The 26,492-nt window shown below is 68.3% G+C and carries 23 protein-coding genes and 1 pseudogene; 8 read left to right on the forward strand and 16 right to left on the reverse strand.

Annotation, left to right across the window (positions count from 1 at the left end):
• Window positions 1-30: 30 nt before the first annotated feature.
• The 4 genes from ACT2FV_RS29800 to ACT2FV_RS29815 all read right to left on the reverse strand — a co-directional run bounded on the left by ACT2FV_RS29800 (window position 31) and on the right by ACT2FV_RS29815 (window position 4,591).
• Entirely contained in the window at window positions 31-1,356 is a 1,326-nt protein-coding gene (locus tag ACT2FV_RS29800; RefSeq protein WP_124621435.1) for an ABC transporter substrate-binding protein, read from the reverse strand.
• Between the two features lie 89 nt (window positions 1,357-1,445).
• Complete coding sequence (locus ACT2FV_RS29805) at window positions 1,446-2,798, reverse strand: D-tagatose-bisphosphate aldolase, class II, non-catalytic subunit (protein WP_059607958.1); 1,353 nt, start codon at window positions 2,796-2,798, stop codon at window positions 1,446-1,448.
• A complete protein-coding gene (locus ACT2FV_RS29810) occupies window positions 2,786-3,742 on the reverse strand; it encodes a sugar kinase (RefSeq protein ID WP_444505458.1) in 957 nt (318 codons plus the stop codon). The genes ACT2FV_RS29805 and ACT2FV_RS29810 overlap by 13 nt, the downstream gene beginning before the upstream one ends.
• Window positions 3,743-3,814: 72 nt before the next feature.
• Window positions 3,815-4,591 carry an L-iditol 2-dehydrogenase gene (locus ACT2FV_RS29815; protein WP_059607957.1) on the reverse strand — a complete coding sequence of 259 codons (777 nt, stop codon included), beginning with the start codon at window positions 4,589-4,591 and terminating at the stop codon, window positions 3,815-3,817.
• On the opposite strand from ACT2FV_RS29815, the gene ACT2FV_RS29820 reads away from it, so the two are divergent.
• The 5 genes and pseudogenes from ACT2FV_RS29820 (at window position 4,575) to ACT2FV_RS29840 (ending at window position 8,023) form a co-directional block, all read left to right on the forward strand.
• Window positions 4,575-4,811: a hypothetical protein gene (locus tag ACT2FV_RS29820; protein ID WP_151051484.1), complete on the forward strand. Its 237-nt coding sequence runs from the start codon at window positions 4,575-4,577 to the stop codon at window positions 4,809-4,811. The genes ACT2FV_RS29815 and ACT2FV_RS29820 overlap by 17 nt on opposite strands.
• 108 nt (window positions 4,812-4,919) lie before the next feature.
• Window positions 4,920-5,381: a Fur family transcriptional regulator gene (locus ACT2FV_RS29825; RefSeq protein WP_059607956.1), complete on the forward strand. Its 462-nt coding sequence runs from the start codon at window positions 4,920-4,922 to the stop codon at window positions 5,379-5,381.
• A 48-nt stretch (window positions 5,382-5,429) separates the two neighbouring features.
• The gene (locus ACT2FV_RS29830) at window positions 5,430-6,344 is read left to right on the forward strand and encodes a metal ABC transporter solute-binding protein, Zn/Mn family (protein WP_175817672.1); all 915 of its coding nucleotides are present in this window, start codon (window positions 5,430-5,432) and stop codon (window positions 6,342-6,344) included.
• A 13-nt stretch (window positions 6,345-6,357) separates the two neighbouring features.
• A pseudogene (locus ACT2FV_RS29835) lies at window positions 6,358-6,873 on the forward strand (ATP-binding cassette domain-containing protein); the annotation flags it as partial.
• Between the two features lie 367 nt (window positions 6,874-7,240).
• Window positions 7,241-8,023 (forward strand): metal ABC transporter permease, encoded by a 783-nt coding sequence (locus ACT2FV_RS29840; protein WP_059607953.1) that lies wholly within the window; start codon window positions 7,241-7,243, stop codon window positions 8,021-8,023.
• 110 nt (window positions 8,024-8,133) lie between these two features.
• Here the strand turns inward: ACT2FV_RS29840 and fghA are convergent, their stop codons facing one another.
• The 3 genes from fghA to ACT2FV_RS29855 are packed head-to-tail and all read right to left on the reverse strand — an operon-like array spanning window position 8,134 to window position 10,666.
• On the reverse strand, window positions 8,134-8,982 hold the full coding sequence (gene fghA / locus ACT2FV_RS29845; RefSeq protein ID WP_444505279.1) for an S-formylglutathione hydrolase: 849 nt from the start codon (window positions 8,980-8,982) through the stop codon (window positions 8,134-8,136).
• A 15-nt stretch (window positions 8,983-8,997) separates the two neighbouring features.
• Window positions 8,998-9,219 carry a hypothetical protein gene (locus ACT2FV_RS29850; protein WP_444505280.1) on the reverse strand — a complete coding sequence of 74 codons (222 nt, stop codon included), beginning with the start codon at window positions 9,217-9,219 and terminating at the stop codon, window positions 8,998-9,000.
• A gap of 10 nt (window positions 9,220-9,229) precedes the next feature.
• Window positions 9,230-10,666, reverse strand: coding sequence for a xylulokinase (locus ACT2FV_RS29855; RefSeq protein WP_124621428.1), 1,437 nt, complete (start codon window positions 10,664-10,666; stop codon window positions 9,230-9,232).
• Window positions 10,667-11,116: 450 nt separating this feature from the next.
• On the opposite strand from ACT2FV_RS29855, the gene ACT2FV_RS29860 reads away from it, so the two are divergent.
• Complete coding sequence (locus tag ACT2FV_RS29860) at window positions 11,117-12,493, forward strand: nucleobase:cation symporter-2 family protein (RefSeq protein ID WP_185633702.1); 1,377 nt, start codon at window positions 11,117-11,119, stop codon at window positions 12,491-12,493.
• Between the two features lie 264 nt (window positions 12,494-12,757).
• Here the strand turns inward: ACT2FV_RS29860 and ACT2FV_RS29865 are convergent, their stop codons facing one another.
• The 3 genes from ACT2FV_RS29865 to ACT2FV_RS29875 are packed head-to-tail and all read right to left on the reverse strand — an operon-like array spanning window position 12,758 to window position 18,774.
• A complete protein-coding gene (locus ACT2FV_RS29865; RefSeq protein WP_059607948.1) occupies window positions 12,758-14,281 on the reverse strand; it encodes an efflux transporter outer membrane subunit in 1,524 nt (507 codons plus the stop codon).
• Window positions 14,281-17,481 carry an efflux RND transporter permease BpeB gene (gene bpeB / locus ACT2FV_RS29870; RefSeq protein WP_444505281.1) on the reverse strand — a complete coding sequence of 1,067 codons (3,201 nt, stop codon included), beginning with the start codon at window positions 17,479-17,481 and terminating at the stop codon, window positions 14,281-14,283. The genes ACT2FV_RS29865 and bpeB overlap by 1 nt, the downstream gene beginning before the upstream one ends.
• 15 nt (window positions 17,482-17,496) lie before the next feature.
• On the reverse strand, window positions 17,497-18,774 hold the full coding sequence (locus ACT2FV_RS29875; protein ID WP_124621422.1) for an efflux RND transporter periplasmic adaptor subunit: 1,278 nt from the start codon (window positions 18,772-18,774) through the stop codon (window positions 17,497-17,499).
• Window positions 18,775-19,172: 398 nt separating this feature from the next.
• Between ACT2FV_RS29875 and ACT2FV_RS29880 the strand changes: the two genes are divergently transcribed.
• Window positions 19,173-19,814, forward strand: coding sequence for a TetR family transcriptional regulator (locus ACT2FV_RS29880; RefSeq protein WP_059607945.1), 642 nt, complete (start codon window positions 19,173-19,175; stop codon window positions 19,812-19,814).
• A 117-nt stretch (window positions 19,815-19,931) separates the two neighbouring features.
• On the opposite strand, the gene ACT2FV_RS29885 is transcribed toward ACT2FV_RS29880, so the two are convergent.
• Window positions 19,932-20,585 (reverse strand): cysteine hydrolase family protein, encoded by a 654-nt coding sequence (locus ACT2FV_RS29885; RefSeq protein WP_174906204.1) that lies wholly within the window; start codon window positions 20,583-20,585, stop codon window positions 19,932-19,934.
• 152 nt (window positions 20,586-20,737) lie between these two features.
• Between ACT2FV_RS29885 and ACT2FV_RS29890 the strand changes: the two genes are divergently transcribed.
• A complete protein-coding gene (locus tag ACT2FV_RS29890; protein WP_444505282.1) occupies window positions 20,738-21,739 on the forward strand; it encodes a helix-turn-helix domain-containing protein in 1,002 nt (333 codons plus the stop codon).
• 53 nt (window positions 21,740-21,792) lie between these two features.
• On the opposite strand, the gene ACT2FV_RS29895 is transcribed toward ACT2FV_RS29890, so the two are convergent.
• The 5 genes from ACT2FV_RS29895 to ACT2FV_RS29915 form a co-directional block, all read right to left on the reverse strand.
• Complete coding sequence (locus ACT2FV_RS29895; RefSeq protein ID WP_151051265.1) at window positions 21,793-22,503, reverse strand: CoxG family protein; 711 nt, start codon at window positions 22,501-22,503, stop codon at window positions 21,793-21,795.
• A 28-nt stretch (window positions 22,504-22,531) separates the two neighbouring features.
• The gene (locus ACT2FV_RS29900) at window positions 22,532-22,891 is read right to left on the reverse strand and encodes a DUF427 domain-containing protein (protein WP_124900972.1); all 360 of its coding nucleotides are present in this window, start codon (window positions 22,889-22,891) and stop codon (window positions 22,532-22,534) included.
• A gap of 138 nt (window positions 22,892-23,029) precedes the next feature.
• Complete coding sequence (locus tag ACT2FV_RS29905) at window positions 23,030-23,467, reverse strand: carboxypeptidase-like regulatory domain-containing protein (protein WP_124900971.1); 438 nt, start codon at window positions 23,465-23,467, stop codon at window positions 23,030-23,032.
• 93 nt (window positions 23,468-23,560) lie between these two features.
• Complete coding sequence (locus ACT2FV_RS29910; protein ID WP_059607940.1) at window positions 23,561-25,045, reverse strand: DegQ family serine endoprotease; 1,485 nt, start codon at window positions 25,043-25,045, stop codon at window positions 23,561-23,563.
• 100 nt (window positions 25,046-25,145) lie between these two features.
• Window positions 25,146-26,492 carry an ATP-binding protein gene (locus tag ACT2FV_RS29915; RefSeq protein WP_059607939.1) on the reverse strand — a complete coding sequence of 449 codons (1,347 nt, stop codon included), beginning with the start codon at window positions 26,490-26,492 and terminating at the stop codon, window positions 25,146-25,148.

Here is a 26,492-nt window from a genome sequence, read left to right on the forward strand (position 1 = left end):
TGCGCGGCGGCGCGCACGGCGGGGGCCGCGTTACTTCTTGTAGCCGGCCTGGCGCACCGCGCGATCGGCGGCGGCCTGCCCGGCGGCGAGCGCCTGGTCGACCGTCATCTGGCCGGCCACCGCACCCGCGATCGCCTGCCCGACCACCGTGCCGAACGACTGGAATTCAGGAATCCCGACGTACTGCACGCCCGTGTACGGCACCTTCTTCAGCGACGGATCGTTCGGGTCGGCCGTCTCGATCGCCTTCAGCACGAAGTCCGAGAACGGCGCGGCGGCCTTGTACTCGGGGCGCTGGTAGGTCGACGCGCGCGTACCCGGCGGCACCGACGCCCAGCCTTCGTCCTTGCCGACCATCTCGATGTACTGCTTCGACGTCGCCCATGCGATGAACTTGCGCGCGGCATCTTGCTGCTTCGACGTCTTCGGCACGGCCAGCGCCCACGCCCACAGCCAGTGCGAGCCCTTCGGCGTGGCGGCGACCGGCGCGGCCGCGAAGCCGACCTTGTCGGCGACCTGAGACTGCTGTTTGTTATAGAGCATCCCGGCCGCGACCGTCGCGTCGATCCACATCGCGCACTTGCCCGATGCGGTCAGGGTCAGGTTCTCGTTGAAGCCGTTCGAGCTCGCTCCCGGCGGGCCGTCCTTCTTCAGCAGGTTCACGTAGAAATTGATCGCCTTCTTCCATTCCGGCGACGTCAGCTGCGCGTTCCAGTTCTCGTCGAACCAGCGCCCGCCGAACGTGTTCACGACCGTCGACACGTACGCCATGTTCTCGCCCCACCCGGCCTTGCCGCGCAGGCAGATGCCGTAGGTGCCCTTCGACTTGTCGGTGAGCTTGTCCGCGAATTCGGCGATCTGGTCGTAGGTCGGCTGGTCGGGCATCTTCAGCCCCTTCGCCGCGAACAAGTCCTTGCGGTAGAACGTCATCGAGCTTTCGACGTAGAACGGCAGCGCATACAGCTGGCCGTTGTACGACAGGCTGTCGCGCGCGGTCTTCACGATGTCGTTCAGGTCGTAGTCGGCGGGCAGTCCGGTCATCGGCGCGAGCCAGCCGCGCTTGCCCCACTGCGGCGTTTCATACGTGCCGATCGCCATCACGTCGAACTGGCCGCTGCCGGTCGTGATGTCGGTGGTCGCGCGCTGGCGCAGCACGTTTTCCTCGAGGATCACCCAGTTCAGCTTGATGTCCGGGTTCGCCTTCTCGAACGCCGGCGACAGCTTCTTCAACTCGATCATGTCCGGGTTGTTCAGCGTCGCGATCGTCAGCGTGCCGGCCGACGCCGCGCACGCAGCCGTCGCGAGCGCGGCTCCGGCGAAGCAGCGTGCGGCGGCATCGAGCATCTTTCGTTGCATGGCATGTCTCCTGTGATTGTTCGAACTGTCGTCGGTGTTGCGTATTGCGTGTTGCTTGTTTCGTGTTGCCGTGTTTCCTTCGCGACCCGTCACGACGGCCGCTGCATCCCGCACGCGCGCGCATAGTGCGCGATCACGTCGCGTATCCGGTGGCGCACCCATGCGCGCGGCTCTCTCGCGAGGCCGCCCGCGCGGCAAGCCGCGTACACGTCCGGCAGCCACTGCGCGACGAGCGTCTCGGGCACGGGCTGCCGCGCAAGGTTGTCGAACAACTGCTCGACCGCCGCCGCGACGGCCGGCTGCAGCCAGTAGTAGCGGATCCGGTCGCTGTAGCTGAACTGGCGCGCGAGCCGCTGCTCGGTTTCGTCGCCGCGGTAATACGGCGCCCAGTGCTCGGGTTGCGCGCGCATCGCGGCGTCGACCACGTCGCGCAACCGCGAGCGCTGCGCGACGTCGACGATCAGCGCGTCCTCGATGAAGGTGAGCGCGAACAGCGCCTCGCGCAACGCGAAGGTCAGCGCGGGCCCAACCTTCAGCACCGCGAAGTGGTCGCGCACGAGCGCGGCGAGTGCGCCTTCGGTCTGGTAGTCGGTCGAATGCGCTTCGAACACGAGGCGCGGCGTGCGCAGGATGCTCGCACCAAGCGACGCGGCCTTCGCGCTGTCGTAGTCGAGCACGTGGCGATCGTCGAAATCGACGCCCGGCTGCGCGACAATCGCGACCACGCGCGTCCATGCGTCGTCGAGCCCCGCCGCCGCGAATGCGGCGCGATGCGCGTCCAGCGTCGCGGCGATGCTGTCGCTGCGCGTGACCGCGATCCGCGCGATCCCATCGCCGCCCGTGTCGCCGGCCACTTCGCCGCCCGGCGTCGGCACCTCGGTGCCGATCACGTAGACGGGCGCAAGGCCGGCGCGCGCCGCCGCGTCTTCGGCCGCGCGGCACAGCTCGGCCGCGCGGGCGGCAATCGTCCGGTCGTCGAGCCGCTCCGGATCGTCCGCGCACGCCATGCTCGCGTCCAGGTGGATCTTCTCGAACCCGGCTTCGACATACGCGGCGACCATCGCGGCCGCTTCGCGCATCGCATCGGCCGCGCGACGGTGCCGCCACGGGTTCGGGCCCAGATGGTCGCCGCCGAGCACGAGCGCCGACGGCGCGAGCCCGCAGCGCTGCGCGATCGCATCGACGTCGCGCCGGAAATCGGCGGGCGTCATGCCCGTGTAGCCGCCGAGATGGTTCACCTGGTTGCAGGTCGCCTCGATCAGAAGCGGCGAGCCGTCCGCGCGCGCGGCCTCGCACGCGGCCTCCAGCACGAGCCGGTGCGCGCTGCAGATCGAATAGATGCCGCGCTGCGCATCCGCGCGGTTCGCATCGAAGATCATCCGCAGCACGGCGTCGGCGTGCGCGTTGCGCGGGCGTTCGGCGACGGGGGTCAGGCCGGACATGCGATACCTCGTTCGGTCAGGAAGCGGTCGATTTCAGTCGCGCTGCTGTTGCCCTCCATCGGGCCGCGCCGCGTGACCGCGATCGCGCCGGCCGCGTTCGCGCGGCGCAGCGCGACGTCGATCGGCAGGCCGGCGACGAGGCTCGCGACCAACGTGCCGCCGAAGCAGTCGCCGGCACCGGTCGGATCGAGTTCGTCGACCGGCCAGGCCGGCACGTCCACACGGCTCGCACGGTCGAACGCGGCGCTGCCGGCCGCGCCACGCTTGAGCACGACGCGCTCGAGCAGCGGATGCGTCGCGAGCAGCCCGGCGATCGCGCGCTCGGCTGGCTGCGGCCCGCAGAAGAACGGCAGGTCGGCCTCGCTCGGCAGAAACAGATGGCAAGCGGCGAGCATCGTGTCGAGCGCCGCGCGCATCGGACGGAAGCTCAGTATCTCGGGCCGCACGTTCGGGTCGAACGACACCTTCGCGCCGACGCGCGCCGCTTCGATCACGCCGCGCTGGACGGCCGCGATCGCCGATTCGCTCGTCAGCGACGAGCCCATCACATGGAAGTAGCGGCAACCGTCGAACATCGCGGTGTCGACGTCGGATGCGTCGACGCACGCGGCCGCGCTGGTCGACAGGCTGAACACGAAGCTGCGCGAACCGTCGTCGCGATACGCGACGAACGCGGTGCCGGTCGGACGCGCGACACGACGGATGCGCGCGACGTCGACGCCGTCGCGCTCGAGCCGCGCGACGATCGCGTCGCCGAACGCATCGCGGCCGACGCAGCCCGCATACGCGACGCGCGCGCCGAGCCGCGCGGCCTGGTCGGCGAAGATCGCCGGCGCACCGCTCGGAAACGGGCCCGCGAACAGGCCCGGCGTGTCGAAACCCTGGCCACGCTCGGCGGCGACGAATTCGGCCAGCAGTTCGCCGGCCACGACGATTTCGGCCATCATGCGTGCCCTCGTGCGGCGGCGGCCGCACGCGGCGCGGACGCCCGGGTTGCGCGTGCGAGCGGCGTCATGTCAGCTCATCCAGTTGCCGCCGTCGACGTTCAGCGTCTGGGCGGTGATGTAGTCGGCGTCGGCCGACGCGAGGAACAGCGCGGCGCCCGTCAGGTCGCCCGGCACGCCCATCCGGCCGAGCGGCACGGCTTCGCCAACGAGCCGCTTCTTCTCGCCGAGCGGCCGGTTCTCGTAGCGCGCGAACAGCGCATCGACCTGCTCCCACATCGGTGTGTCGACCACGCCCGGCGCGATGCCGTTCACGTTGATCCGGTGCGGCGCGAGCGCGAGCGCGGCCGACTGCGTGTAGCTGATCACCGCGGCCTTGGTCGCGCAGTAGTGCGAAACGAGCGCCTCGCCGCGACGCCCGGCCTGCGACGACATGTTGACGATCTTGCCGCCGCGCCCCTGTTCGACCATCCGCTGCGCGACGGCCTGCATCAGGAAGAACAGCCCTTTCACGTTGACCGCGAACAGCCGGTCGAACACGTCCCAGGATTCGTCGAGGATCGGGCGCATGTCGAACAGCGCCGCGTTGTTGAACAGGATGTCGACGCCGCCGAACCGCTCGACGGCGGTGGCGACGATCCGCGCGATATCGTCGCGTCGCGTGACGTCCGCGGTGACGGCCACCGCGCGGCCGGGGTTCGCCTCGATCAGCCGTGCGAGCGAACCGCCCGCGGGCTTCACGTCGACCAGCACGCAGCGCGCGCCCTCGTCCAGATAGCGTTGCGCGACCGCTTCGCCGATGCCGCTGGCCGCACCCGTCAGGATCGCGACCTTGTCTTCCAGTCTCACTGGTTGTCTCCGGTTCGTTCTGCTGTACGAAGGCCGCGAGGTGAGCGAACGCTCGCCGACCGATCAATTGCTCTCTTGTTGGTCGAATGATCGGATACGCGATTCACGCTGTCAAGGCGACACGGCGGCTTTCGATGATGCGCTGCGGCACGACTGCGCCTTGCCGGGCGCGGAGAACCGCGCCCGGCAAGGCGCGGCGCGCTGGGTGCGGCGCGGCTGAAACGGCGATGAAGGGGACACAGCCGGTGCGCGGGGCAGAATTCGGGCTGCACGATGAGAAGATACGTTATATCATCGCGATACTTCGTCTCATTGCCAGCTCCACGCCATGGCCACCTCATCGCACATCGACGCCCGGCTGTCCCGGGCCGACGCATTCGCCGCCGAGCACGGGCTCGCGTGGACGCCGCTGCGCCGCCAGGTCTACGAACGCGTGCTGGCCGCGCAGCGCCCGATCGGCGCGTACGACCTGCTCGCCGAGCTCGAGCCGCAGCGCGGCCGCGTGCCGCCGACGACCGTCTATCGCGCGCTGGATTTCCTCGTCGAGCACGGCTTCATCCACCGGATCGAATCGAAGAACGCGTTCTTCGCGTGCTGCGAGATCGGCGTGCCGCACGAAGGGCAGTTCCTGATCTGCGACTCGTGCGGCGAGACCGTCGAGATTCCGGGCAGCGACCTCGCGAAACAGCTGTCAGCGAGCGCGCCCGCGCACGGGTTCGAAGTCCACCACCAGGTCGTCGAGCTGAACGGCCTGTGCGGGCACTGCAAGGGCAAGCCCGCGCAACGCTGACACCGCATACGCGCGGCGCACGCGCCGCCCCTTCCAACGAGGAGTTTCATGTCCATTGCCCTGAAGCGCGCGCCGCGGCGTGCCCTGCCGCTTGCTCGTCTGTTCGCCGCCGCGGCCGCCGCGCTGTCGATCGCCTCACCCGCCTTCGCGCAGGCCGCGACCGTCAATGTGGTCGCCGCCGAGAATTTCTATGGCGACGTCGCATCGCAGATCGGCGGCCGCCATGTCGCGGTGACCAGCATCCTCAGCAATCCCGACCAGGATCCGCACCTGTTCGAAGCGAGCCCGAAGACCGCGCGCGCGCTGCAGCACGCGCAGGTCGTGATCTACAACGGCGCGGACTACGATCCGTGGATGGGCAAACTGCTCGGCGCATCGAAGCAGGCGAAGCGCGCGACGATCGTCGTGGCGGATCTCGTCGGCAAGAAGGCCGGCGACAACCCGCACCTGTGGTACGACCCGGCGACCATGCCGGCCGCCGCGCGCGCGATCGCGGCCGAGCTCGGCCGTGCCGATCCGGCGAACAAGGCCGACTACGACGCGAACCTGCAGAAGTTCGTCGCGTCGCTGAAGCCCGTCGACGACAAGGTCGCCGCGCTGCGCGCGCAATACAAGGGCGTGCCGGTGACGGCCACCGAGCCGGTGTTCGGCTACATGTCCGACGCGATCGGCCTCGACATGCGCAACCAGCGCTTCCAGCTTGCGACGATGAACGACACCGAAGCCAGCGCGCAGGACGTCGCCGCGTTCGAGAACGACCTGCGCAAGAAACAGGTGCGCGTGCTGATCTACAACAGCCAGGCCGAAGCGCCGATGACCAAGCGCCTGCTGAAGATCGCGCGCGACAGCGGTGTGCCGGGCGTGAGCGTCACCGAGACGCAGCCGGCCGGCAAGACCTTCCAGCAATGGATGGCCGGCCAGCTCGACGCGCTCGCGGCCGCGCTTTCCGCCAGCAAGAAGTGACCCAGTCAACACCATGACCGACACTCCCCACGCACTCGCACTCGATCGCGTCACGCTCGAACTGGGCGGACGCACGATCCTTCGCGACGTGAGTTTCTCGATCGAGCCCGGCGAATTCGTCGGCGTGCTCGGGCCGAACGGCGCGGGCAAGACGACGCTGATGCGCGCGGTGCTCGGTCTCGTGCCCGTCACGGGCGGCACGCTGTCGGTCGGCGGCGTGCCGGTCGCGCGCGGCAACGCGTCGATCGGCTACATGCCGCAGATCAGAAGCGGCCTCGCGAATCGCCGGATGCGCGGCTACGACTTCGTCGCGATGGCCGCCGACGGCCACCGCTGGGGGCTGCCGCACGCGAACGCCGCGACGCGGCGCGACGTCGACCGCGTGCTCGACCTCGTCGGCGGCCAGACGCTCGCGCGCCGGCCGCTGTCGGAGCTGTCGGGCGGCGAGCGGCAGCGCCTGCTGCTCGCGCAATGCCTGCTCGGCAATCCGCAGCTGCTGCTGCTCGACGAACCGCTGATCAGCCTCGACCCGAACCACCAGCGCGGCGTCGTCGAACTCGTGCGCAACGTGCAGCGCGAGCTCGGCATCACCGTGCTGTTCTCCGCGCACGAACTGAATCCGCTGCTGAACGCGCTCGACCGCGTGCTGTATCTCGGCAACGGCGTCGCGGCGCTCGGCACCGTCGACGAGGTCATCACCAGGCCGGTGCTGTCGCGGCTCTACGGCTCGCCGATCGACGTGATGCGCGTGAACGGCAAGATCTTCGTGATGTCGGGCGACGTCGAGATCGAGAAGCACGACCACGAACACGAGGACGACGACGGCCACTCGCACGGCGGTGGCGGCGGACACGGCCATCACCACCACGGACATGCTCATCCCGGGCATTCGCACGATGTTTGAATACGACTTCATGATCAACGCGTTCGCCGCGTCGGGAATCGTCGCGGTGCTCGCGGGCATCGTCGGCTACTTCCTGGTGCTGCGCGGACAAACCTTCGCCGGCCATGCGCTGTCGCACGTCGGCTTTACCGGCGCGACGGGCGCGGTGCTGCTCGGCATCTCGCCGATCTGGGGGATGGTCGGCTTCACGCTCGCGGCCGGGATCGGCATGGGCGCGCTCGGCGAAAAACTCGCGGGCCGCGACGTCGCGATCGGCGTGATCCTGTCCGGCGCGCTCGGCTTCGGCCTGTTGTTCCTGCACTTCTATACGTCGTTCGCGACGCAGGTCACCGCATTGCTGTTCGGCAACGTGCTCGCGGTCAGCCGCGACACGCTCGCGGTGCTGGCCGGCATCGGCGCGGTGAGCCTCGTCGCGCTCGCGCTGATCGCGCGGCCGCTGCTGTTCGCGTCGCTGCAGCCTGAGCTGGCCGAAGCCAAGGGCGTGTCGCTGCGCACGGTGTCGGTGCTGTTCCTCGCGGTGTGCGCGCTCGCGGTGGCGGCGGCAACGCAGATCGTCGGCGTGCTGCTCGTGTTCACGCTGCTGGTCGGGCCGGCCGCGGCCGCGCAAAACGTGTCGACGCGGCTGTCGACCGGTGTGCTGCTCGCCGCGCTGTTCGCGCTGTTCGAGGCGTGGGCCGGGATCGCTCTCGCGTATCACACCGACTGGCCGACGAGCTTCTGGATCACCGCGCTGTCCGCGCTCGTATATGGCGCGAGCCTGTTGCGGCGCCACTGATCGTCGAGCGGCGAAAACCAAAACGCCGGCGTAGCCGAAAGGCCGCCGGCGTTTTTGCATGCGCGCGCGACGTGCGGCGCGCACCGCGGGTCACGCGTGCCGCACCCCGCTCACAGTGCGAGCACGCGTGCGTGATGCGCGATGTGAGCGGCGATGAACGTCGAGATGAAGTAGTAACCGTGGTCGTAGCCCGCATGGCGGCGCAGCGTCAGCGGCTGGCCGGCCTTCGCGCACGCGGCTTCGAATACGTCCGGATTCAGTTGGTTCGCGAGGAATTGATCGGCGAGGCCCTGGTCGACGAGGATGCCGTCCGCGAACTTCGGCGCATCCGCGCGCATGACGAGTTCGCTCGCGTCGTGCTGCTTCCACGCGTCGCGATCGTCGCCGAGGTAGCCCGAGAACGCCTTCTCGCCCCACGGGCAACGCGTCGGCGCGGCAATCGGCGCGAACGCCGACACCGATCGGTACAGGTCGGGATGACGCAGCGCGAGCGTCAGCGCGCCGTGCCCACCCATCGAGTGGCCGAAGATCCCGAGCCGCGTGCCGTCGATCGGCAACTCGGCCGCGACAAGCTCGCGCAACTCGCCCGTCACGTACGATTCCATCCGGTAATGCGTCGACCACGGAGCTTGCGTCGCGTCGACATAGAAACCCGCGCCGACGCCGAAATCCCATGTATCGGTCTCGCCCGGCACGCCCGCGCCGCGCGGGCTCGTATCGGGCATCACGAGCGCGAGGCCGTGCTGCGCCGCGTACTGCTGCGCGCCGCCCTTGATCGCGAACGTCTCCTCGGTGCACGTAAGCCCCGCGAGATAGAACAGCGCCGGCACGCGCCCGTGCGCGGCCTGCGGCGGCAGGTACACCGAGAACTTCATCGGCAGGCCGATCGCCTTCGAATCGTGGCGATAGAAGCGTTGCTCGCCACCGTGGCAAGCATGCGAAGTAACGAGTTCGAGCATGGAGTTCCCTTCCGTTCAATACAGCACGATCGGGCGAATCGATTCGCCCGTCTTCATCGGGTCGGCGCCGCCGGGGAGCGTCTCGAGCGGCAGCGCGTGCGTGATCAGGTCGGGCCGTGCCGCGCGACACGGCGATACCGGAGCGTGCCCGTCATGATCCCCGATCCCGCCGCCCGTCGCGTGCGGGAAACAGCCGCCGGCTTGCCGCGACGCGTCACCGCTGGCGCGACAGGACAAGTGCCCGAGTTTAAACGCCGGTCGTGAACCACGCATCCGTTCGCGCATACAGATCGACGAAACGCGCATGGCGTGCGGCCAGCGCGCGATCGTCGTGCGGTGCGGCGACCGGCGACGCGGTCGGCGCCAGCGTGCGCAGCGCGTCTTCGCGCCAGTGTCCGATCGCGACGCCCGCGAGCAGCGCGGCGCCGCGCGTCGCGGCGTTCGGGCAATCGACCGCGTCGAGCGACGCGCCGAGCGCATCCGCGAGCAACTGACGCCAGCGCGGATCGACCGAGCCACCACCGGCGAGGCGCAGCGTCGTCACCGGATCGACCCGGTTCGCATCGCGAATCGCATCGAGCCCCGCGCGCAACGCGAATGCGACGCCCTCGAACGCGGCGCGCATCATCGCGCCGCGCGTGTCGCCGAGCCCGAGACCGAGCCAGCCGCCGCGCGCGTCGGGATTCATCCACGGCGAACGCTCGCCCGTCAGGTACGGCAGGAAGCAGAGCCGCTCCGACGCCGGCCCGGCGAACGCGTCGTCGTACGCATCCGGCCAGCCCGGATAGCCGAGCCAGCCGCGCACGGCTTCGAGCGCGAGCCCGACGTTCTGCATCGCGGCCATCGTGTAATAGCCGCCGCCCGCCGCCGTGCGATAACGATGCAGCCCGCGCCGTGCGGGCGGCAACCTGTCCGCGAGGACGACGATCTGGCCACCGCTGCCGGTGGTCAGCAGCGCGTCGCCGGCCGCGACGAGTCCGCTGCCGAGCGCCGCGCACGCCGTATCGGCCGCCCCCGTCGCGAGCGGCACGCCGGCCGGCAGCCCGAGTGCCGCCGCCGCCGTCGCATCGAGCACACCGCAGCGCGCACCCGACGCCCGCTCAGGTGCGAACCGGTCGACGGGCAAGCCCAGCGCGTCGATCAGCGCCGAATCCCACGCGCCGTCCGGCGTCGCGAGCGCCGTCGCGCATGCATCGCTCGGATCGGCCGCGATCTCGCCGCCCAGCGCGACGCGCAGCCAGTCCTTCGGCTGCACGGCCCAGCGTGCGTCCCGCAACGCGTGCGGTTCGTGTGCGGCCAGCCAGCGCAACAGGGGGCCCGCCATGCCGGGCGCGACGGGATTCGGCGCGTCCGGCCAGTCGGCCGCGTCCGCTTCGCGCACCGCGCGCGTATCGGGCCACAACAGCGCGGGCCGCACCGGCTGCCCGGCCGCGTCGATCAGCACGACGCCATGCATCTGGCCGGAGAAGCCGATCGCCGCGACCTGCGCGCGCTCACCGGCCGGCAGCCGCGCAGCGGCGCGCACGAGCGCCTGCCACCACACGTCGGGGGCAATTTCCGCCCAGCCCGGCTGCGGCGACGACAACGCATAGGGTTGGCTCGCAACCGCGCGCTCGACGCCATCGGCATCGAGCGTGACGAGTTTGACGGAGCCGGTACCGAGGTCGATTCCGAGCAGGCGCATGACGGGTTGGCGTATTCGAGTGAACGGATATCGATGATAGCGGGATCGCGACATGCGGCCCGACTTGCTCGGCGTTTTTGACACCCTGGCGACGTGAAAAACGCAGCCGCGCACCATCGGTTTCACCCGGCCACGCGTTACGCGCCAGAACGGCCGCCAGCGGGTTAACCCGGCGCGATTTTCCACCGGTCGTTTTTTCCACTATGCCACGATCGCGATACACACCATAAAGCCGCCGATATTTGACATGGCGGCATGCACTATTTTGAAGGGCTATAAAACCGGGGAACCTCACTCCAGCGGCAGTTTCCCGATGATCGACACCCTGTTTCATGCCGAAATGGCATATCGAACCAGCAAAGAACGGAATAGAACCCAGTGCTCTTGTTGCGATGTTCCATTCCGCATAACTTCGTATCACCCCGAAAACAAGATCATGGAGTGAGACAGATGCAATCGAACACGGTCCATCCGTGCGATGAGGTGCTGCCGACCGGCAAGCTTGTAACGCTTGGTCTGCAGCACGTCCTCGTCATGTACGCCGGCGCCGTAGCCGTGCCGCTTATCGTCGGCGGCGCGCTGAAGCTGCCGAAAGACCAGATCGCGTTCCTGATCAGCGCCGATCTGTTTTCGTGCGGTATCGCCACGCTGATCCAGACGCTCGGCCTGTGGATCTTCGGGATCCGCCTGCCCGTCATCATGGGCTGCACGTTCGCGGCCGTCGGCCCGATGATCGCGATCGGCACCAACCCCGGCCTCGGCATTCTCGACGTCTTCGGCTCGACCATCGCGGCCGGCATCATCGGCATCGTGCTCGCGCCGATGATCGGCAAGCTGTTGCGGTTCTTTCCGCCGGTCGTCGTCGGCACCGTGATCGCGGTGATCGGGCTGTCGCTGATGGAAGTCGGGATCAACTGGGCAGCGGGCGGCGTCGGCAACCCCGAATACGGCAGCCCCGTCTACCTCGGCCTGTCGCTGCTCGTGCTCACGCTGATCCTGCTGATCAACAAGTTCGGCCGCGGCTTCATCGCGAACATCTCGGTGCTGCTCGGCATCGTCGCCGGCTTCGTGATCGCATTCGCGATCGGTCGCGTGAATACCGACGGCGTCGCGCACGCACCGTGGGTCGGTTTCGTGATGCCGTTCCACTTCGGCCTGCCGCATTTCGACCCGCTGTCGATCGCGACGATGGTCACGGTGATGTTCGTCACGTTCATCGAATCGACCGGCATGTTCCTCGCGGTCGGCGACATGGTCGATCGCCCGGTCAACCAGGAGCGCCTCGTGCGCGGCCTGCGCGTCGACGGCCTCGGCACGCTGATCGGCGGCATCTTCAACTCGTTTCCGCATACGTCGTTCTCGCAGAACGTCGGCCTGATCGGCGTGACGGGCGTGAAGAGCCGGTTCGTCTGCGCGACGGGCGGCGTGATCCTGGTGCTGCTCGGCCTGTTCCCGAAGATGGCGCAGGTCGTCGCATCGGTGCCGCCGTTCGTGCTCGGCGGCGCGGGTATCGTGATGTTCGGGATGGTGGCCGCGAACGGCATCAAGGTGCTGTCGAAGGTCGACTTCGTAGACAACTCGCACAACCTGTTCATCGTCGCCGTCAGCGTCGGGATGGGCCTCGTGCCGGTCGTGTCACCGCACTTCTTTTCGAAGCTGCCGCCCGCGCTCGCACCGATCCTGCACAGCGGCATCCTGCTCGCGTCCGCCACCGCCGTGATCCTGAACATCGTGTTCAACGGCGTGAAGGCCGAGAAGGACGCACGTTGCGAGATCCGTCGCGCAGGGCACGACTTCGACGGACGCCCGGCCGACGTGCATCACTGATCGATCCGCCCCGGATGCGCCGGCGCATGGCGCGATACGGTAGAGGAAAAACGCCACGGCTTGCCGTGGCGTTTTGCTTTGTGGCGAGTGGTTGGGCGGCGATAGCGGTGGTGCCGGCGGTGCCGGTGATGACGATCCGCGGTCGCCGCAAACCAAACTGGCCGCAAAAAAACGCCACGGACTTTCGTCCGTGGCGTTGTCGTATCCCGGGAACCGCGACCTCGGCGAACCGGAGCGGTCGCCCGCCCCTGCCCGCCTTCGTGCTTACCCGTTCGTCGCCGCTGCCGACGCAGGCGCCGGTGCGGCCGCCTTGTCGTAGTCGACCGTTTCGTCCGGTGCGCGCGGCGTCTCGCCGGCGCGCTGGATCCAGCCGCCGCCCAATGCGCGGTAAAGCGTGACCAGGTTCGTCCAGCGTGCCAGACGCGCGCTGATCAGCGACTGCTGCGCCGAGTACAGGTCGGTCTGCGCAGTCAGCACCGACAGGTAGCTGTCGACACCATTCTTGTAGCGCAGGTCCGACAGGTCGAAGCGACGCTGCTGCGCGTGCTCGTTTCGCTCGAGCGCGGCGATCTGCTGATCGTACGTGCCGCGTGCAGCCAGCCCGTCCGACACTTCGCGGAACGCCGACTGGATCGCCTTCTCGTAGTTGGCGATCTCGATACGCTTCTGCACGTTCGCGAGGTTCAGGTTCGCGATGTTCTGCCCGCCTTCGAAGATCGGCATCGTGATCTGCGGCGCGAACGACCACGCCGCCGTGCCGGCCTTGAACAGGCCGCCGAGCGTCGGGCTGCCGGTGCCGAACGCGCCCGTCAGCGAGATACGCGGGAAGAACGCCGCGCGTGCCGCGCCGATGTTCGCGTTCGCGGCCAGGAGCGTCTGCTCGGCCTGCATCACGTCAGGACGACGCGTCAGCAGGTCGGACGGCAGACCGGCCGGCACGTCCGTCAGCAGGTTCTGCGCATCGAGTGGCATGCCCGCCGGCAGATCGTCCGGCAGCGGCTCGCCGATCAGCAGCACCAGCGCGTTCAGCGCCTGCGCACGCGCACGCGCCTGCGCCTGCTGGTTCGCGAGCGCCGTCTCGACGACCGTCTGCGCCTGACGCAGCTCGAGCTCGGAGCCCGTGCCGTTGTCGAACTGCAGCTTCGTCAGGTCGTACGACGCCTGTGCCGTCTTCAGCGTGTTCTCCGTGACCTGCAGCAGGTCATCGGTGGACAGCAGCGTCAGGTACTGGTCCGCGACCTGCGACACGAGCGAGATCTCGGCAGCCTGCCGCGCATACGACGTCGACAGGTACTGCGCGAGCGCCTGGTCCTTCAGGCTCTGCACGCGGCCGAACAGGTCGAGTTCCCACGACGCCGAAACGCCGACGTTGTAGGCGCGCGAGATATACGGCGCACCCGTCTGCGACAGGCCCTGCGGCACGCGCTGGATGCTGCCCGTGCCGGTGCCGTCGAGCGTCGGGAACAGGCCCGCGCGCGTGATCTGGTACTGCGCGCGCGCCGCCTCGATGTTCAGCACCGACACGCGCAGGTCGCGGTTGTTCTTCAGCGCGATCTCGATCAGCCGCTGCAGGCGCGGATCGACGAAGAATTCGCGCCAGCCGATGGCGGTCGCCGCCTGGCCGTTCGCGCTGCGCGCGCCGGCAGCGCCCGGCTGCGTCGCATAGACGCCGCCGGCCGGGTACGCCTGTGCGACGGGCGCGTCGGGCCGCTTGTAATGCGGCGCCATCGTGCAGCCCGTGGCAAAGAGCGCGACCGCGATTGCAGTCAAAGCGTGTTTTTGCATCATCACTGTCCCTTGTTGCCTTCGTCGCCGTTGCCCGGCTTCTCTTCGTGGTGCGAGTGCTCCTGAGCGAGGCGCAGCGCCTGATCGACGTCTTCCTTCTCGCCGCTGAAGATCGCGCGGATCTTCACGAAGAACATCGGGATCATGAAGATCGCGAGGAACGTCGCCGTGATCATCCCGCCGATCACGCCCGTGCCGATCGCGTGCTGGCTCGCCGAACCCGCGCCGTTGCTGATCGCGAGCGGCATCACGCCGAGAATGAACGCGAGCGACGTCATCAGGATCGGACGCAGCCGCAGGCGCGCTGCTTCCAGCGCGGCCTCGATCGGCCCCATCTTCTCCGTCATCTGCAGTTCGCGCGCGAATTCCACGATCAGGATCGCGTTCTTCGCGGACAAGCCCACGGTGGTCAGCAGGCCGACCTGGAAGAACACGTCGTTCTCGAGGCCGCGCATCGTCGCCGCGAGCAGTGCACCGATCACGCCGAGCGGCACCACCATGATCACCGAGAACGGGATCGACCAGCTTTCATACAGCGCCGCGAGACACAGGAACACGACGAGGATCGAGATTGCATACAGGATCGGCGCCTGCGAACCCGACTGGATTTCCTGGAACGACAGGCCGGTCCACGAATAGCCGATACCGACCGGCAGCTTCTTCGCGAGCCCTTCCATCGCGGTCATCGCCTGGCCGGTCGACTTGCCCGGCGCGGCCTGACCCTGGATTTCCATCGCCGACACGCCGTTGTAGCGCTCGAGCTTCGGCGAACCGTACGTCCAGTGACCGGTCGCGAACGCGCTGAACGGCACCATCCCGCCCGACCCGTTGCGCACGTACCAGATGTTCATGTCCTCCGGCGTCATCCGGAACGGCGCGTCGGCCTGCACGTACACCTTCTTGATCCGGCCGTCGGTGTCGAGGAAGTTGTTCACGTACTTCGACGCCCACGCGATCGAGAACGTCTGGTCGATCGCATCCGCCGTCACGCCGAGCGCATTCGCCTTCTCGCGGTCGATGTCGACCTTGTACTGCGGCGTGTCGTTCAGACCGTTCGGGCGCACGCCCTGCAGCGTCGGATCCTTCGAGGCCATCCCGAGCAGCTGGTTACGCGCGGCCATCAGCGCGTCGTGGCCAAGACCGGCGTTGTCCGTCAGCTCGAAGTCGAAGCCCGCGGCCGTGCCGAGTTCGGGAATCGACGGCGGGTTGAACGGGATCACGATCGCGTCCTTGTAGCCCGCGTAGCGCCCGAACATCCGGCCGATCAGCGCCTGCACCTTCTGGTTCGCATGCTGACGCTGCGAGTAGTCCTTCAGTCGCACGAACACGAGACCCGAGTTCTGGCCGCGACCCGCGAAGCTGAAGCCGTTGACCGTGAACGCCGATTCGACGATTTCCTTCTCGTCCTTCAGCAGGTAGTCGGAAATATTCGCGAGCGTCTTCGCGGTCGTTTCCTGCGTCGAGCCCGACGGCGTCTGCACGATCACGAACATCAGGCCCTGGTCTTCATCCGGCAGGAACGACTTCGGCAGGCGCACGAACAGCAGGCCAACCGCGACGATCACGACCAGGTAGATGATGAGCCAGCGGCCCGAACGCTTGATCACGTGGTGCACGCCGACGTGGTACTTGTCGCGGCTGTTGTTGAACGTGCGGTTGAACCAGCCGAAGAAGCCCTTCTTCTCTTCGTGATGCCCTTGCGGGATCGGCTTCAGGATCGTCGCGCACAGTGCGGGCGTCAGAATCAACGCGACCAGCACCGACAGCACCATCGCCGACACGATCGTCAGCGAGAACTGACGATAGATCGCGCCGACCGAACCGCCGGAGAACGCGACCGGCACGAACACCGCCGACAGCACCAGCGCCACGCCGACGAGTGCGCCGGTGATCTGGCCCATCGCCTTGCGGGTCGCCTCCTTCGGTGACAGGCCCTCTTCCGCCATCACGCGCTCGACGTTCTCGACCACCACGATCGCATCGTCCACCAGCAGGCCGATCGCGAGCACGAGGCCGAACATCGACAGCGTGTTGATCGAGAAGCCCACGAGCGACATGATCGCGAACGTGCCGAGCAGCACCACCGGCACCGCAATCGTCGGGATGATCGTCGCCCGCAGGTTCTGCAGGAACAGATACATCACGAGGAACACGAGCACGATACCTTCGAGCAGCGTCTTGACCACTTCCTCGATCGACAGCTTCACGAACGGCGTCGTGTCGTACGGATACTTCACGACGAGGCCGTGCGGGAAGAACGGTGCGAGCTCGTCGATCTTCGCGCGCACGGCCTTCGCGGTCGCGAGCGCGTTCGCGTTGGTCGCGAGCTGGATACCGAGTGCCGCGGTCGGCTGACCGTTGTACTTCGTGTCGAAGTTGTAGTTTTCGCCGCCGAGCTCGATCTTCGAGACGTCCTTCAGGCGAACCTGCGAGCCGTCCTGGTTGACCTTCAGCAGGATGTTGCCGAACTGCTCGGGCGTCTGCAGCAGCGTCGATTCGGTGATCGTCGCCTGCAGCATGGTGCCCGGCTTGGCCGGCGTGCCGCCGATCTGACCGCCCGCGATCTGCACGTTCTGCGCGGTGATCGCCGAGCTCACGTCGACCGGCGTGAGGCCGTAGTTCGTCAGGCGGGTCGGGTCGAGCCAGATCCGCATCGCGTACTGCGAGCCGAACAGCGTGACGGTGCCGACGCCGTTCAGCCGGCTGATCGGATCCTTCACGTGCGACGCCACGAAGTTCGCGAGGTCGTACTTGTTCATGCTGCCGTCTTCGGAGTTGAAGGCGAGCACCAGCAGGAAGCTGCTGCTCGACTTCGTCACCGACAGGCCGAGCTGCTGCACGACCTGGGGCAGAACCGGCGTCGCGAGCGACAGCTTGTTCTGCACCTGGACCTGCGCGATGTCGGCGTTGGTGCCCGGCGCGAACGTCAGCGTGATCGTCGCGTTGCCCGAGTCGTCACTGGTCGACGACATGTACAGGAAGTTGTCGAGACCGCTCATCTGCTGCTCGATCACCTGCGTCACCGTGTCTTCCACCGTCTTCGCGGAAGCGCCCGGGTAGTTCGCGGTGATCTGGATCGATGGCGGCGCGATCGTCGGATACTGCGAGATCGGCAGCGTGAAGATCGCCGCGACCCCGGCCAGCATCAGGATGATGGCGATCACCCACGCGAAGATCGGGCGATCGATAAAAAACTTTGCCATGAAACAGGCTCCCTGTTATTGCGCGCTCGAAGCAGCGGCGGCACTCGCCGGCGCGGCGCCCGATGCGGCGGCACCGGACGCGGCGGCGGCGCCGGAACCGGCGGCAGCCGGCGCGGCGGTGGCAGCGGCGACACCCGATGCGGCACCGGCCGCCGGGGCGAGTTGTGCCGCCACCGACTTCACGGTCGCGCCCGGACGCACCTTCTCGCCGCCCTGCACGATCACGTGGTCGCCCGCCTGCAGACCGCCTTCGACGATCCAGTCCTGGCCGCGCATGCCCGACGTCTTCAGCGTACGCGGCTCGACCTTGTTGCTCGCGTTCACCACCATCGCGATCGCCTGGCCCTTCTGGTCATGCGTGACGCCGATCTGCGGCACCAGGAACGCATTCTCGTTCACGCCTTCCTCGATACGCGCACGCACGAACATCCCCGGCAGCAGCACGCGGCCCGGGTTCGGGAAGACCGCGCGGATCGTCACCGAGCCGGTTGCCTGGTCGACCGTCACGTCGGAAAACTGCAGCTTGCCGACTTCCGAATACGTCTTGCCGTCCTCGAGGATCAGCGACACCTTCGCCGCGCCCGGGCCGCTCGTCTTCAGGCGGCCGCTCTGCACGTCCTGGCGCAGCTTCAGGCCCTCGAGGCTCGATTGCGTGAGGTCCACGTACACGGGGTCGAGCTGCTGCACCGTCGACATCAGCGTCGCCTGGCTCGCCTGCACGTAGGCGCCCGGCGTCACTTGCGAAATGCCGACGCGGCCCGTGATCGGCGAGACCACGTCCGTGTAGCCGAGGTTGATCTGTGCGGTATCGACCGCCGCCTTGCCGGCCGCGACGTCCGCCGCGGCCTGCCCCTGGGTGGCCACCGCGTTGTCGTAGTCCTGCTTGCTGACCGCGTTCGCGGCCACGAGCACCTTGTAGCGCGCGACCAGCGCGTTCTGCGTGACGAGGTTCGCCTGCGCCTTCGCGAGCGTCGCCTTCGCGCTGTTCAATGCCGCGATGTACGGCGCCGGATCGATCTTGTACAGACGCTGGCCAGCCTTGACGTCGGTGCCTTCGGTGAACTCACGACGCAGCACGATGCCGTCGACCCGCGCGCGGACCTGCGCGACGAGGAATGCGCTGGTGCGGCCCGGCAGTTCGCTGAAGACCGGCACGGCTTGCGGCTGGACGGTGACGACGCCGACTTCCGGCGTTTGCGGCGGCGGTGCCGATTCTTTTTTTCCGCATGCAGCCAGAAAAACCGCGGCTGCCGCGACAGTGATCAAGCGGTATGGAACCCGTTCGACGCGCATGGAGCGACCTCTGTGTATAACCAATGGAATAAGTGCAGCACCCGACGGGAGCGCAACACGGATGCGCCTCGCGGCGCAGATCGAACACCTGAATTACTGGACTACTGGATACAGCAAGTCGGCACGAGACCTCCATGCCGACGAGATGCCGCGAACTGCGGACTGGTACTTTGGCGGGAATCAGCAGAGTGGGATATTAACTGATTGCCACTTTGGTCATTCGATCGTAGGGTGGTATTGTATATACATTCACGAATGTATGTAAAAAGCCCGCTCGCCCGTCGCCAACCGCTAGGTCTCACGAATTATTACCAGTCGCAAGCATAGCCCGTCCGCACAGCGACGACGAGGGTTGCCGACCCTATATTCACCTACGATCGATCCATTCAGGCCTGCACATGGTCAGACGCACCAAGGAGGAGGCGCTCGAGACGCGCAACCGCATTCTCGACGCCGCCGAACACGTGTTCTTCGAGAAGGGCGTGTCGCACACGTCGCTCGCCGACATCGCCCAGCACGCCGGCGTGACGCGCGGCGCGATCTACTGGCATTTCGCGAACAAGAGTGAGCTGTTCGACGCGATGTTCGACCGCGTGTTCCTGCCGATCGACGAGCTCAAGCGGATGCCGCTCGACGCACCCGGCGGCAATCCGCTGGAGAAAATCCGCAAGATCCTGATCTGGTGCCTGCTCGGTGTACAGCGCGACTCGCAGTTGCGGCGCGTGTTCAGCATCCTGTTCATGAAGTGCGAGTACGTCGCGGACATGGAGCCGCTGCTGCAGCGCAACCGTGCGGGGATGAGCGAGGCGCTGCACGCGATCGATGCCGATCTCGCGGGCGCCGTGCGGCTCAAGCTGCTGCCCGAGCGGCTCGACACATGGCGCGCGACGCTGATGCTGCACACGCTCGTCAGCGGTTTCGTGCGTGACATGCTGATGCTGCCCGACGAGATCGATGCCGAGCAGCATGCGGAACAGCTCGTCGACGGCTGCTTCGACATGATGCGTTACAGCCCGGCGATGCTGAAGACGAGCGACTGACCGACGGCCCCTCCGCCGGCGCGCCGCAGGCCGTGTCATCGCGACCGGCCGGTCGAACCGGCCACGCGCAGACGGCGGCACCGCTCCGCCCGGTCGCCCCTGCCCTCCCCGATTCGCTCAGGCGGCCTTCGCGCGTTGCGCGCGGGCCCGCCGGTTCGACGCGGCCACCGAATCGCGCGCCGGCATCGCCGCGCCGCCGAGCCCCGCGATCCATTCATCGGTCGACATCACGGCCGCGAAATTAGACTGAAACACGACCGTGTACGCGCGGTGAATCTCTTCAGCACTCGCCGCACCCGCGCCATTCACGTACGGCAACGCGCCGGTCGCGTCCGCCAGATACTCGACGGCGAGCCCCGCGTGCGCCGCGTGATAGACCGTCGATGCATTGCAGTTGTGCGTCATGTAGCCGGCGACCGCGAGCGTGTCGATGCCGTGCGCGTCGAGCCATGCGGCAAGATCGGTGCCGGCGAACGAACTGGCCTGCGCCTTCACGATCAGGTGCGCATACGGCCGGTCGGCGACGACCGGATGCAGCGCGACGCCGTCCGTCCCCGGCGCGAAGATCGGCGCACCCGCCGGCGCGACGTGCTGGACGACGATCACGGGCACGCCCGCCGCGTGCGCGGCGTCGATCGCACGGCCGATGTTCGCCAGCGATGCGTCGACGGGCGGATACTCTATCGGCAGGTTGCCCGTTACGTATTCGTTCTGGACATCGATCACGATCAGCGCGCGGCGGGAAGCGGAAGGCAATATGGCATTCGACATGGCAGGCTCCGGTTTCGGCAGCGCCGCCCCGCTCCGGAACGGGGCGGCCAGCAGCGCGATGCGATGCATTGTCGGATCGCATCGCGCAGACGGACAGTGGCCCGATAGCCATTCTTCGATAGAATCGGGCCATCGCCATTCCGGAGCCCGTCATGCGCGCCGCCGCGTCGTCCGTTGCCCCTGCCCCGACCGTCGTCGCCGTGATCGCGTACGACGGCATCAGCCCGTTCCACCTGTCGGTGCCATCCGTCGTGTTCGGCAAGGAACGCGATGCGGCCGCGATGCCCACGTTCGAGTTTCGCGTGTGCTCGGCCGAGCGCGGCCCGCTGTCGACGACGGGCGGCTTCACGATCACCGCGCCGTACGGGCTCGATGCGCTCGACGACGCGGACATCGTCATCGTGCCGGCATGGCGCGATCCCGACGAAGCGCCGCCTGACGTGCTGGTCGATGCAGTGCGCGCGGCCGCCGCGCGCGGCGCGCAGGTCGTCGGCCTGTGCCTCGGCGCGTACGTGCTCGCCGCGGCCGGGCTGCTCGACGGACGCCCGGCCACGACGCACTGGGCATGGGCCGACGACTTCGCCCAGCGCTTTCCGCGCGTGAAGCTCGACCCCGATGTGCTGTACGTCGACGACGGCAACCTGATGACGTCGGCCGGCACGGCCGCGGGGCTCGACTGCTGCCTGCACGTCGTGCGGCGGCGCTTCGGCTCGGACGCCGCGAACCGGATCGCGCGCCGCCTCGTGATCCCGCCGCACCGCCAGGGCGGGCAGGCGCAATACGTGCCGCAGCCGGTTGCCGCGCACCCGCGCGATGCGCGGCTCGCGGGCCTGCTCGACTGGGTGCGCGCGCATCTGGACATCGCGCACAGTGTGGATTCGCTCGCCGAACGCGTGCTGATGAGCCGGCGCACGTTCACGCGCCACTTCCGCCAGGCGACGGGCACGACCGTCACCGCGTGGCTGCAGGCCGAGCGGCTCACGCGCGCGCAGCATCTACTGGAAACTACGGGACAATCGATCGACGCGATCGCGCAGGCGGCCGGCTACGGCTCGAGCGTATCGCTGCGCCAGCATTTCGCGGGCTCGCTCGGCACGTCGCCATCGGCCTATCGGAGGGAATTTCGCGGCGCCGGGCCCGATGCGCGGCGCTAATGGCCGCCGCGCCGCCGGCGTCCGGCCGGGTAACGCGGTGGCACGCCGGCCGCTCAGACGCCGTTGATCCAGCGCGCCGCATACAGCAGCAGCGCGACGAACACGACGATCGCCGCCCACGCCCAGACGGGCAGCGGGCCGGATTCGCGATGATGCACGGCGCTCGCGACGCGGCCGCTCAGCGCGCCGCCAAGGTGCGGCGGCAGCGGACGCTTCGCCGCGGCCATCAGCGACGCGGGCCGCAGGAACACATGCTGGCGACGTTGCGGGCGCGAACGCGCGCGGTTCGGCACGAGACCGTGCTTCGCCTGCACGACCGCGCAGAATTCGCGGAAGAAATCGTCGGTCCACGCGAACAGCGCATTCTCGATCTGCCGCGCCGGCAGTTCGGCAAGCGGGCCGCTCGCCGTCGCCCACACCACGTATTCGATACGTGTCGCGGCCGCGTCGTCATCGTCCGGCCGCAGCACCAGCTCGACCTGCCCGCGCACCGCGCCGAGGCCGTCGGCCCGCGCCTTGAAGTTGAGCACGCGGCGCGGCTGGCCTTCCGCGTCGCCCTGCTCGCTCGCCAGATGCGCACGCACGTCGTAGCGGGCACGCAGCGGGCCGAGCGGCACCGTGATGGTCAGCGCGAACTCGCCGTGCGCGTGCTTCACGAACGATTCGCAATGGTCGAAGCTCGCCCGCAGCAACGCGAGATCCTCGAGTGCCTCCCGCACGACGGCCGGCGCGAGCGGTACGCGTAACGTGTCGTTCAGTTCCATGATGCCTCCCCGATGAACACGCGCCGCATCAGGACGTCTCGATGAGACTGTCGACCCGCGCGACATCGAAGGCGACGTAGTGCGCAAGCGCGGACGCGGTCTCCCCCGGTTCCTCGTAACTCCATGCGGCGTTCTCGATCACGCCGTCTTCCGTCTGCAGGTTGAAATACACGGCACGGCCCCTCAGCGGACAATCCGTCGTGACGCTCGACATCACGAGCCTGTGCATGTTGACGTCGCCGCGCGGCAGGTAATGGATGTCCGGCAGGCCCGTTTCGCGCACGGTCAGCGCGCCGTGTGAATCGGCATACGTGATGCCGCGATGGATCACGCGCACGCGATGGCGGTTCGGTACGATTTCCAGGCGAGGGTCGGCAGCATCGGACATCGTTTCTCCTCCGGACGGCGGCCCCGGCGGGCAAGCCGGGCGCAGGAAACGAAAAAGCCACGGCACAGGTGCCGTGGCTCTCATTATGGGCGAAACCGCCTCCGATTGCGCGGCCTGACCGCGCCCGCGCGCGATGCGCTACTGCGCACTCCACTGGAACGCGGCCTTCGCCCCGCCCTTCGCACCGACCGTGACCGCGCGCGATTCGTCGCTGCCCTGGTACGCCGCATGCACCGTGTAGCGCCCAGGCGGCAGCTTGACGAGCATGTACGGCCCGCGCGCGTCCGTCGTCAGCAGCTCGGTGCCCTTGCTGTCGACGATCCGCACATGGACGTCGGCCAGGTATTCGCCGCCCTTGCCGGTGAAGCGCAGTGCGAGCGGCCACGCCGCCTCGTTCTGCTCGAATGCCGTCGATTGATCCTTGCCGATGCCGCCTGACACGTAGCTGACATCGCCCTGCTGGCTCGCCGCGGGCAAGCCGTCCGATTGTGCGTACGCGCCCGACGCGGCGACGGCGCAGCCGGCAGCCAGCGCCGCGGCGGCGGCAAATCGGGACACGTTGCGTAGATATTGCATGGCTCCCTCCTTTCGGGTCGGAACACGGCACCACGGGTCGAACGCCGGCGGCGCCCGCCAAGGCCGGCGAGGCCGGCCCGCAGCGGCCGCCGGTCAGCTCAGGTCGACCGGCACGAAGATCTGTGCATTATCGCGCTGGATCAGGAGAGCAAGACTGTTGCCCGCTCCCTTGACCGCGTCGCGCAACTGCTCGGGGCTCGTGACCGGGCGGCCGTTCACCGCGAGGATCACGTCGCCGGGCTGGATGCCCGCGCTGGCTGCCGGGCCGCCGGCCTGCTGCACGATCAGCCCGTGCGACAAGTTGGTTGCGCTGCGCTCCTGCGGCGTGAGCGGACGCACCGCGACGCCGAGGCGCCCCTGCTCGACGGGGCCGCCGTCGTTCGAGGCCAGCTTCGCGTCGGTCATCGCGCCGAGCGTCACGCTGATCGACTTCCTCGACTTGTCGCGCCACACCTGCAGATCGGCCTTCGAGCCCGGCTTCAGGTTCGCGATCTGCGCGGGCAGCGACGTGGAGTCGGCGACCGGCGAGCCGTTGACCGCGAGGATCACGTCGCCCGGCTGCAAGCCCGCCTTCGCGGCCGGGCCGTTCGGGTCGACCGAACTGACGAGCGCGCCGTCCGGCTTCTGCAATCCGAACGAGCTCGCGAGCGTCTGGTTCAGCCCCTGCACGGCGACCCCGAGGCGGCCGCGGCTCACGCGCCCCGTCTTCACGAGCTCGTCCTTGACCTTGATCGCCTCGTTGATCGGAATCGCGAACGACAGGCCCTGGAAGCCGCCCGTCTGCGAGTAGATCATCGAGTTGATGCCGATCACCTCGCCCTGCAGGTTGAACAGCGGGCCGCCCGAGTTGCCGGGGTTCACCGGCACGTCGGTCTGGATGAACGGCGTGTAGTTCTCGTCGGGCAGCGAGCGCGATTTCGCGCTGATGATGCCGGACGTGACCGTGTTGTCGAAGCCGTACGGCGAACCGATCGCGACGACCCACTGGCCGACCTTGCTCTGCGCCGGGTCGCCGATCTTCACGGTCGGCAGGCCGCTCGCGTCGATCTTCAGCACCGCGACGTCGGATTGCTTGTCGGCGCCGACGACCTTCGCCTTGTACTCGCGCTTGTCGGTCAGCTTGACCGTGACGACGTTCGCGCCGTCGATCACGTGCGCGTTGGTGAGGATGTACCCGTCCGCGCTGACGATGAATCCCGAACCGAGGCTCGCGCTCGGCTGGTCGTCCGGCTGCGTGTCGCCGCCCATGCCCGGCACCTGGCCGTAGAAGTGCTTGAAGAACTGGTAGAACGGATCGCTCGGATCGATCGGCAGCTGCGGCTGTGGCACACGCCGCGACACCTGCTTCACGACGTGCTTCGCGCTGATGTTCACGACGGCCGGGCCGTAAGTTTCGACCAGCCCGGAGAAATCGGGAATGCCGGTCTTCGCCGCGGCCTCGGCCGGCATGAGCGCGGCGGCCTGCGCGGGCGTGATGATCTGCGGATCGGCGCGGCGGGTGCCTGCGACATAGCCGGCAGACAGGGCAGTCGCCACGGCGACCGCGACGGCGCCGCGCGCAAGGAATCGGGTGTTCATCGTAGGACCTCCTCGTTGTTAGGACGCAGCGTAACGACCCTGACTTAAAGGAGGCTTAATCGACCTTAAACGGGGCTTAGGCCGCCACCCGCGCGGTTCGTCATACGGATTCGGACGCCTGCGGCGCCTGCGCCGGCATCTCGGCGTCTCGGAACACGACGCTCACGAGCAGGCCGCCCGCGGCCGCGTCGCCGAGCGTCACCGTCGCGCCCTGCTGCGCCGCGACGCGCTTGACGATCGCCAGCCCGAGCCCGCTGCCCGACACGTCGGCGCGCGCCCGCGCGGAGCTGTCCCGGTAGAAGCGGTCGAACACGCGCTCGCGCTCGTCCGCCGGGATGCCGGGGCCGCTGTCGCCGATCTGCACGCATACGCGGCCGGCCGCGTCGCGGGTCAGCGACACGTCGATGCGGCCGCCGTCCGGCGTGTACTTCACCGCGTTGTCGAGCAGGTTGCCGAACATCACGCGCAGCGCGCCGACATCCGCGACGACGGTCGCCGCGCAGCTCTCCTCGAAGCCGAGATCGATGCTGTGCCGTTGCGCGAGCGGTGCATGCGCGGCCACGCATTCGACGAGCAGCGCCTGCAGGTCGACCGGCTCGCGCATCGTGGCGCCGTCCGGTTCGGCACGTGCCAGCGCGAGCAACTGCTCGGCGAGGCGCGTCGCGCGCGTGACGCCGTCCTGCAGATCGGCGACCGCCTCGCGGCGCGACGTATCGTCCTTCGCGCGCGCGACGAGCTGCGCCTGGATCTGCACGGCCGCGAGTGGCGTGCGCAGTTCGTGCGCGGCATCGGCGACGAAGGCCTTCTGCGTATCGAGCGCCGCCGACAGCCGCGCAAGCAGCCCGTTCAGCGCACGCACGAGCGGCTGCACCTCGAGCGGCAGGCGCGCATCGGGTAGCGGATCGAGCGCTTCGGGCCGGCGCGTCTCGACCGCGCGCGTCACGCGGCCGAGCGGCGCGAGCCCGCGCCCGACGATCACCCAGACCGCCGCGCCGAGGAACGGCAGCAGCACGATCAGCGGCCACAGCGTGCGCAGCGCCACGTTCGCCGCGAGCCGGTTGCGCACCGACAGCGGCTGCGCGAGCTGCACGACGTTGTCGCCGACGATCGCGCCGTACACGCGCCATTCGCCGCGATCGGTGCGCTCGGTCGAGAAGCCGAGCTCCGCGCGCGGCGCGATCGGCGCACGTGGATGCGAGAAGTACATCAGCACGCCGTTGCGGTTCCAGATCTGGATCACGATGCCTTCGTCGCCGTTGGTGCGCGAACCGAACACCTGCGAGAACGGCTCGGACGGCAGCGCCGCGGCGATTTCCTGCAGCTGGTAGTCGAACAATTCGTTCGCCTCGGCGAGCGCCTGCCGGTAGATGAGCCAGCCCGCGGCGCCCACACCCGCGACGACGATCGCGAGCAGCCAGATCAGCAATTGATGACGAATCGACCTCAC

This window comes from Burkholderia sp. PR2, assembly GCF_052372875.1.
GTDB classification, from domain to species: domain Bacteria; phylum Pseudomonadota; class Gammaproteobacteria; order Burkholderiales; family Burkholderiaceae; genus Burkholderia; species Burkholderia diffusa.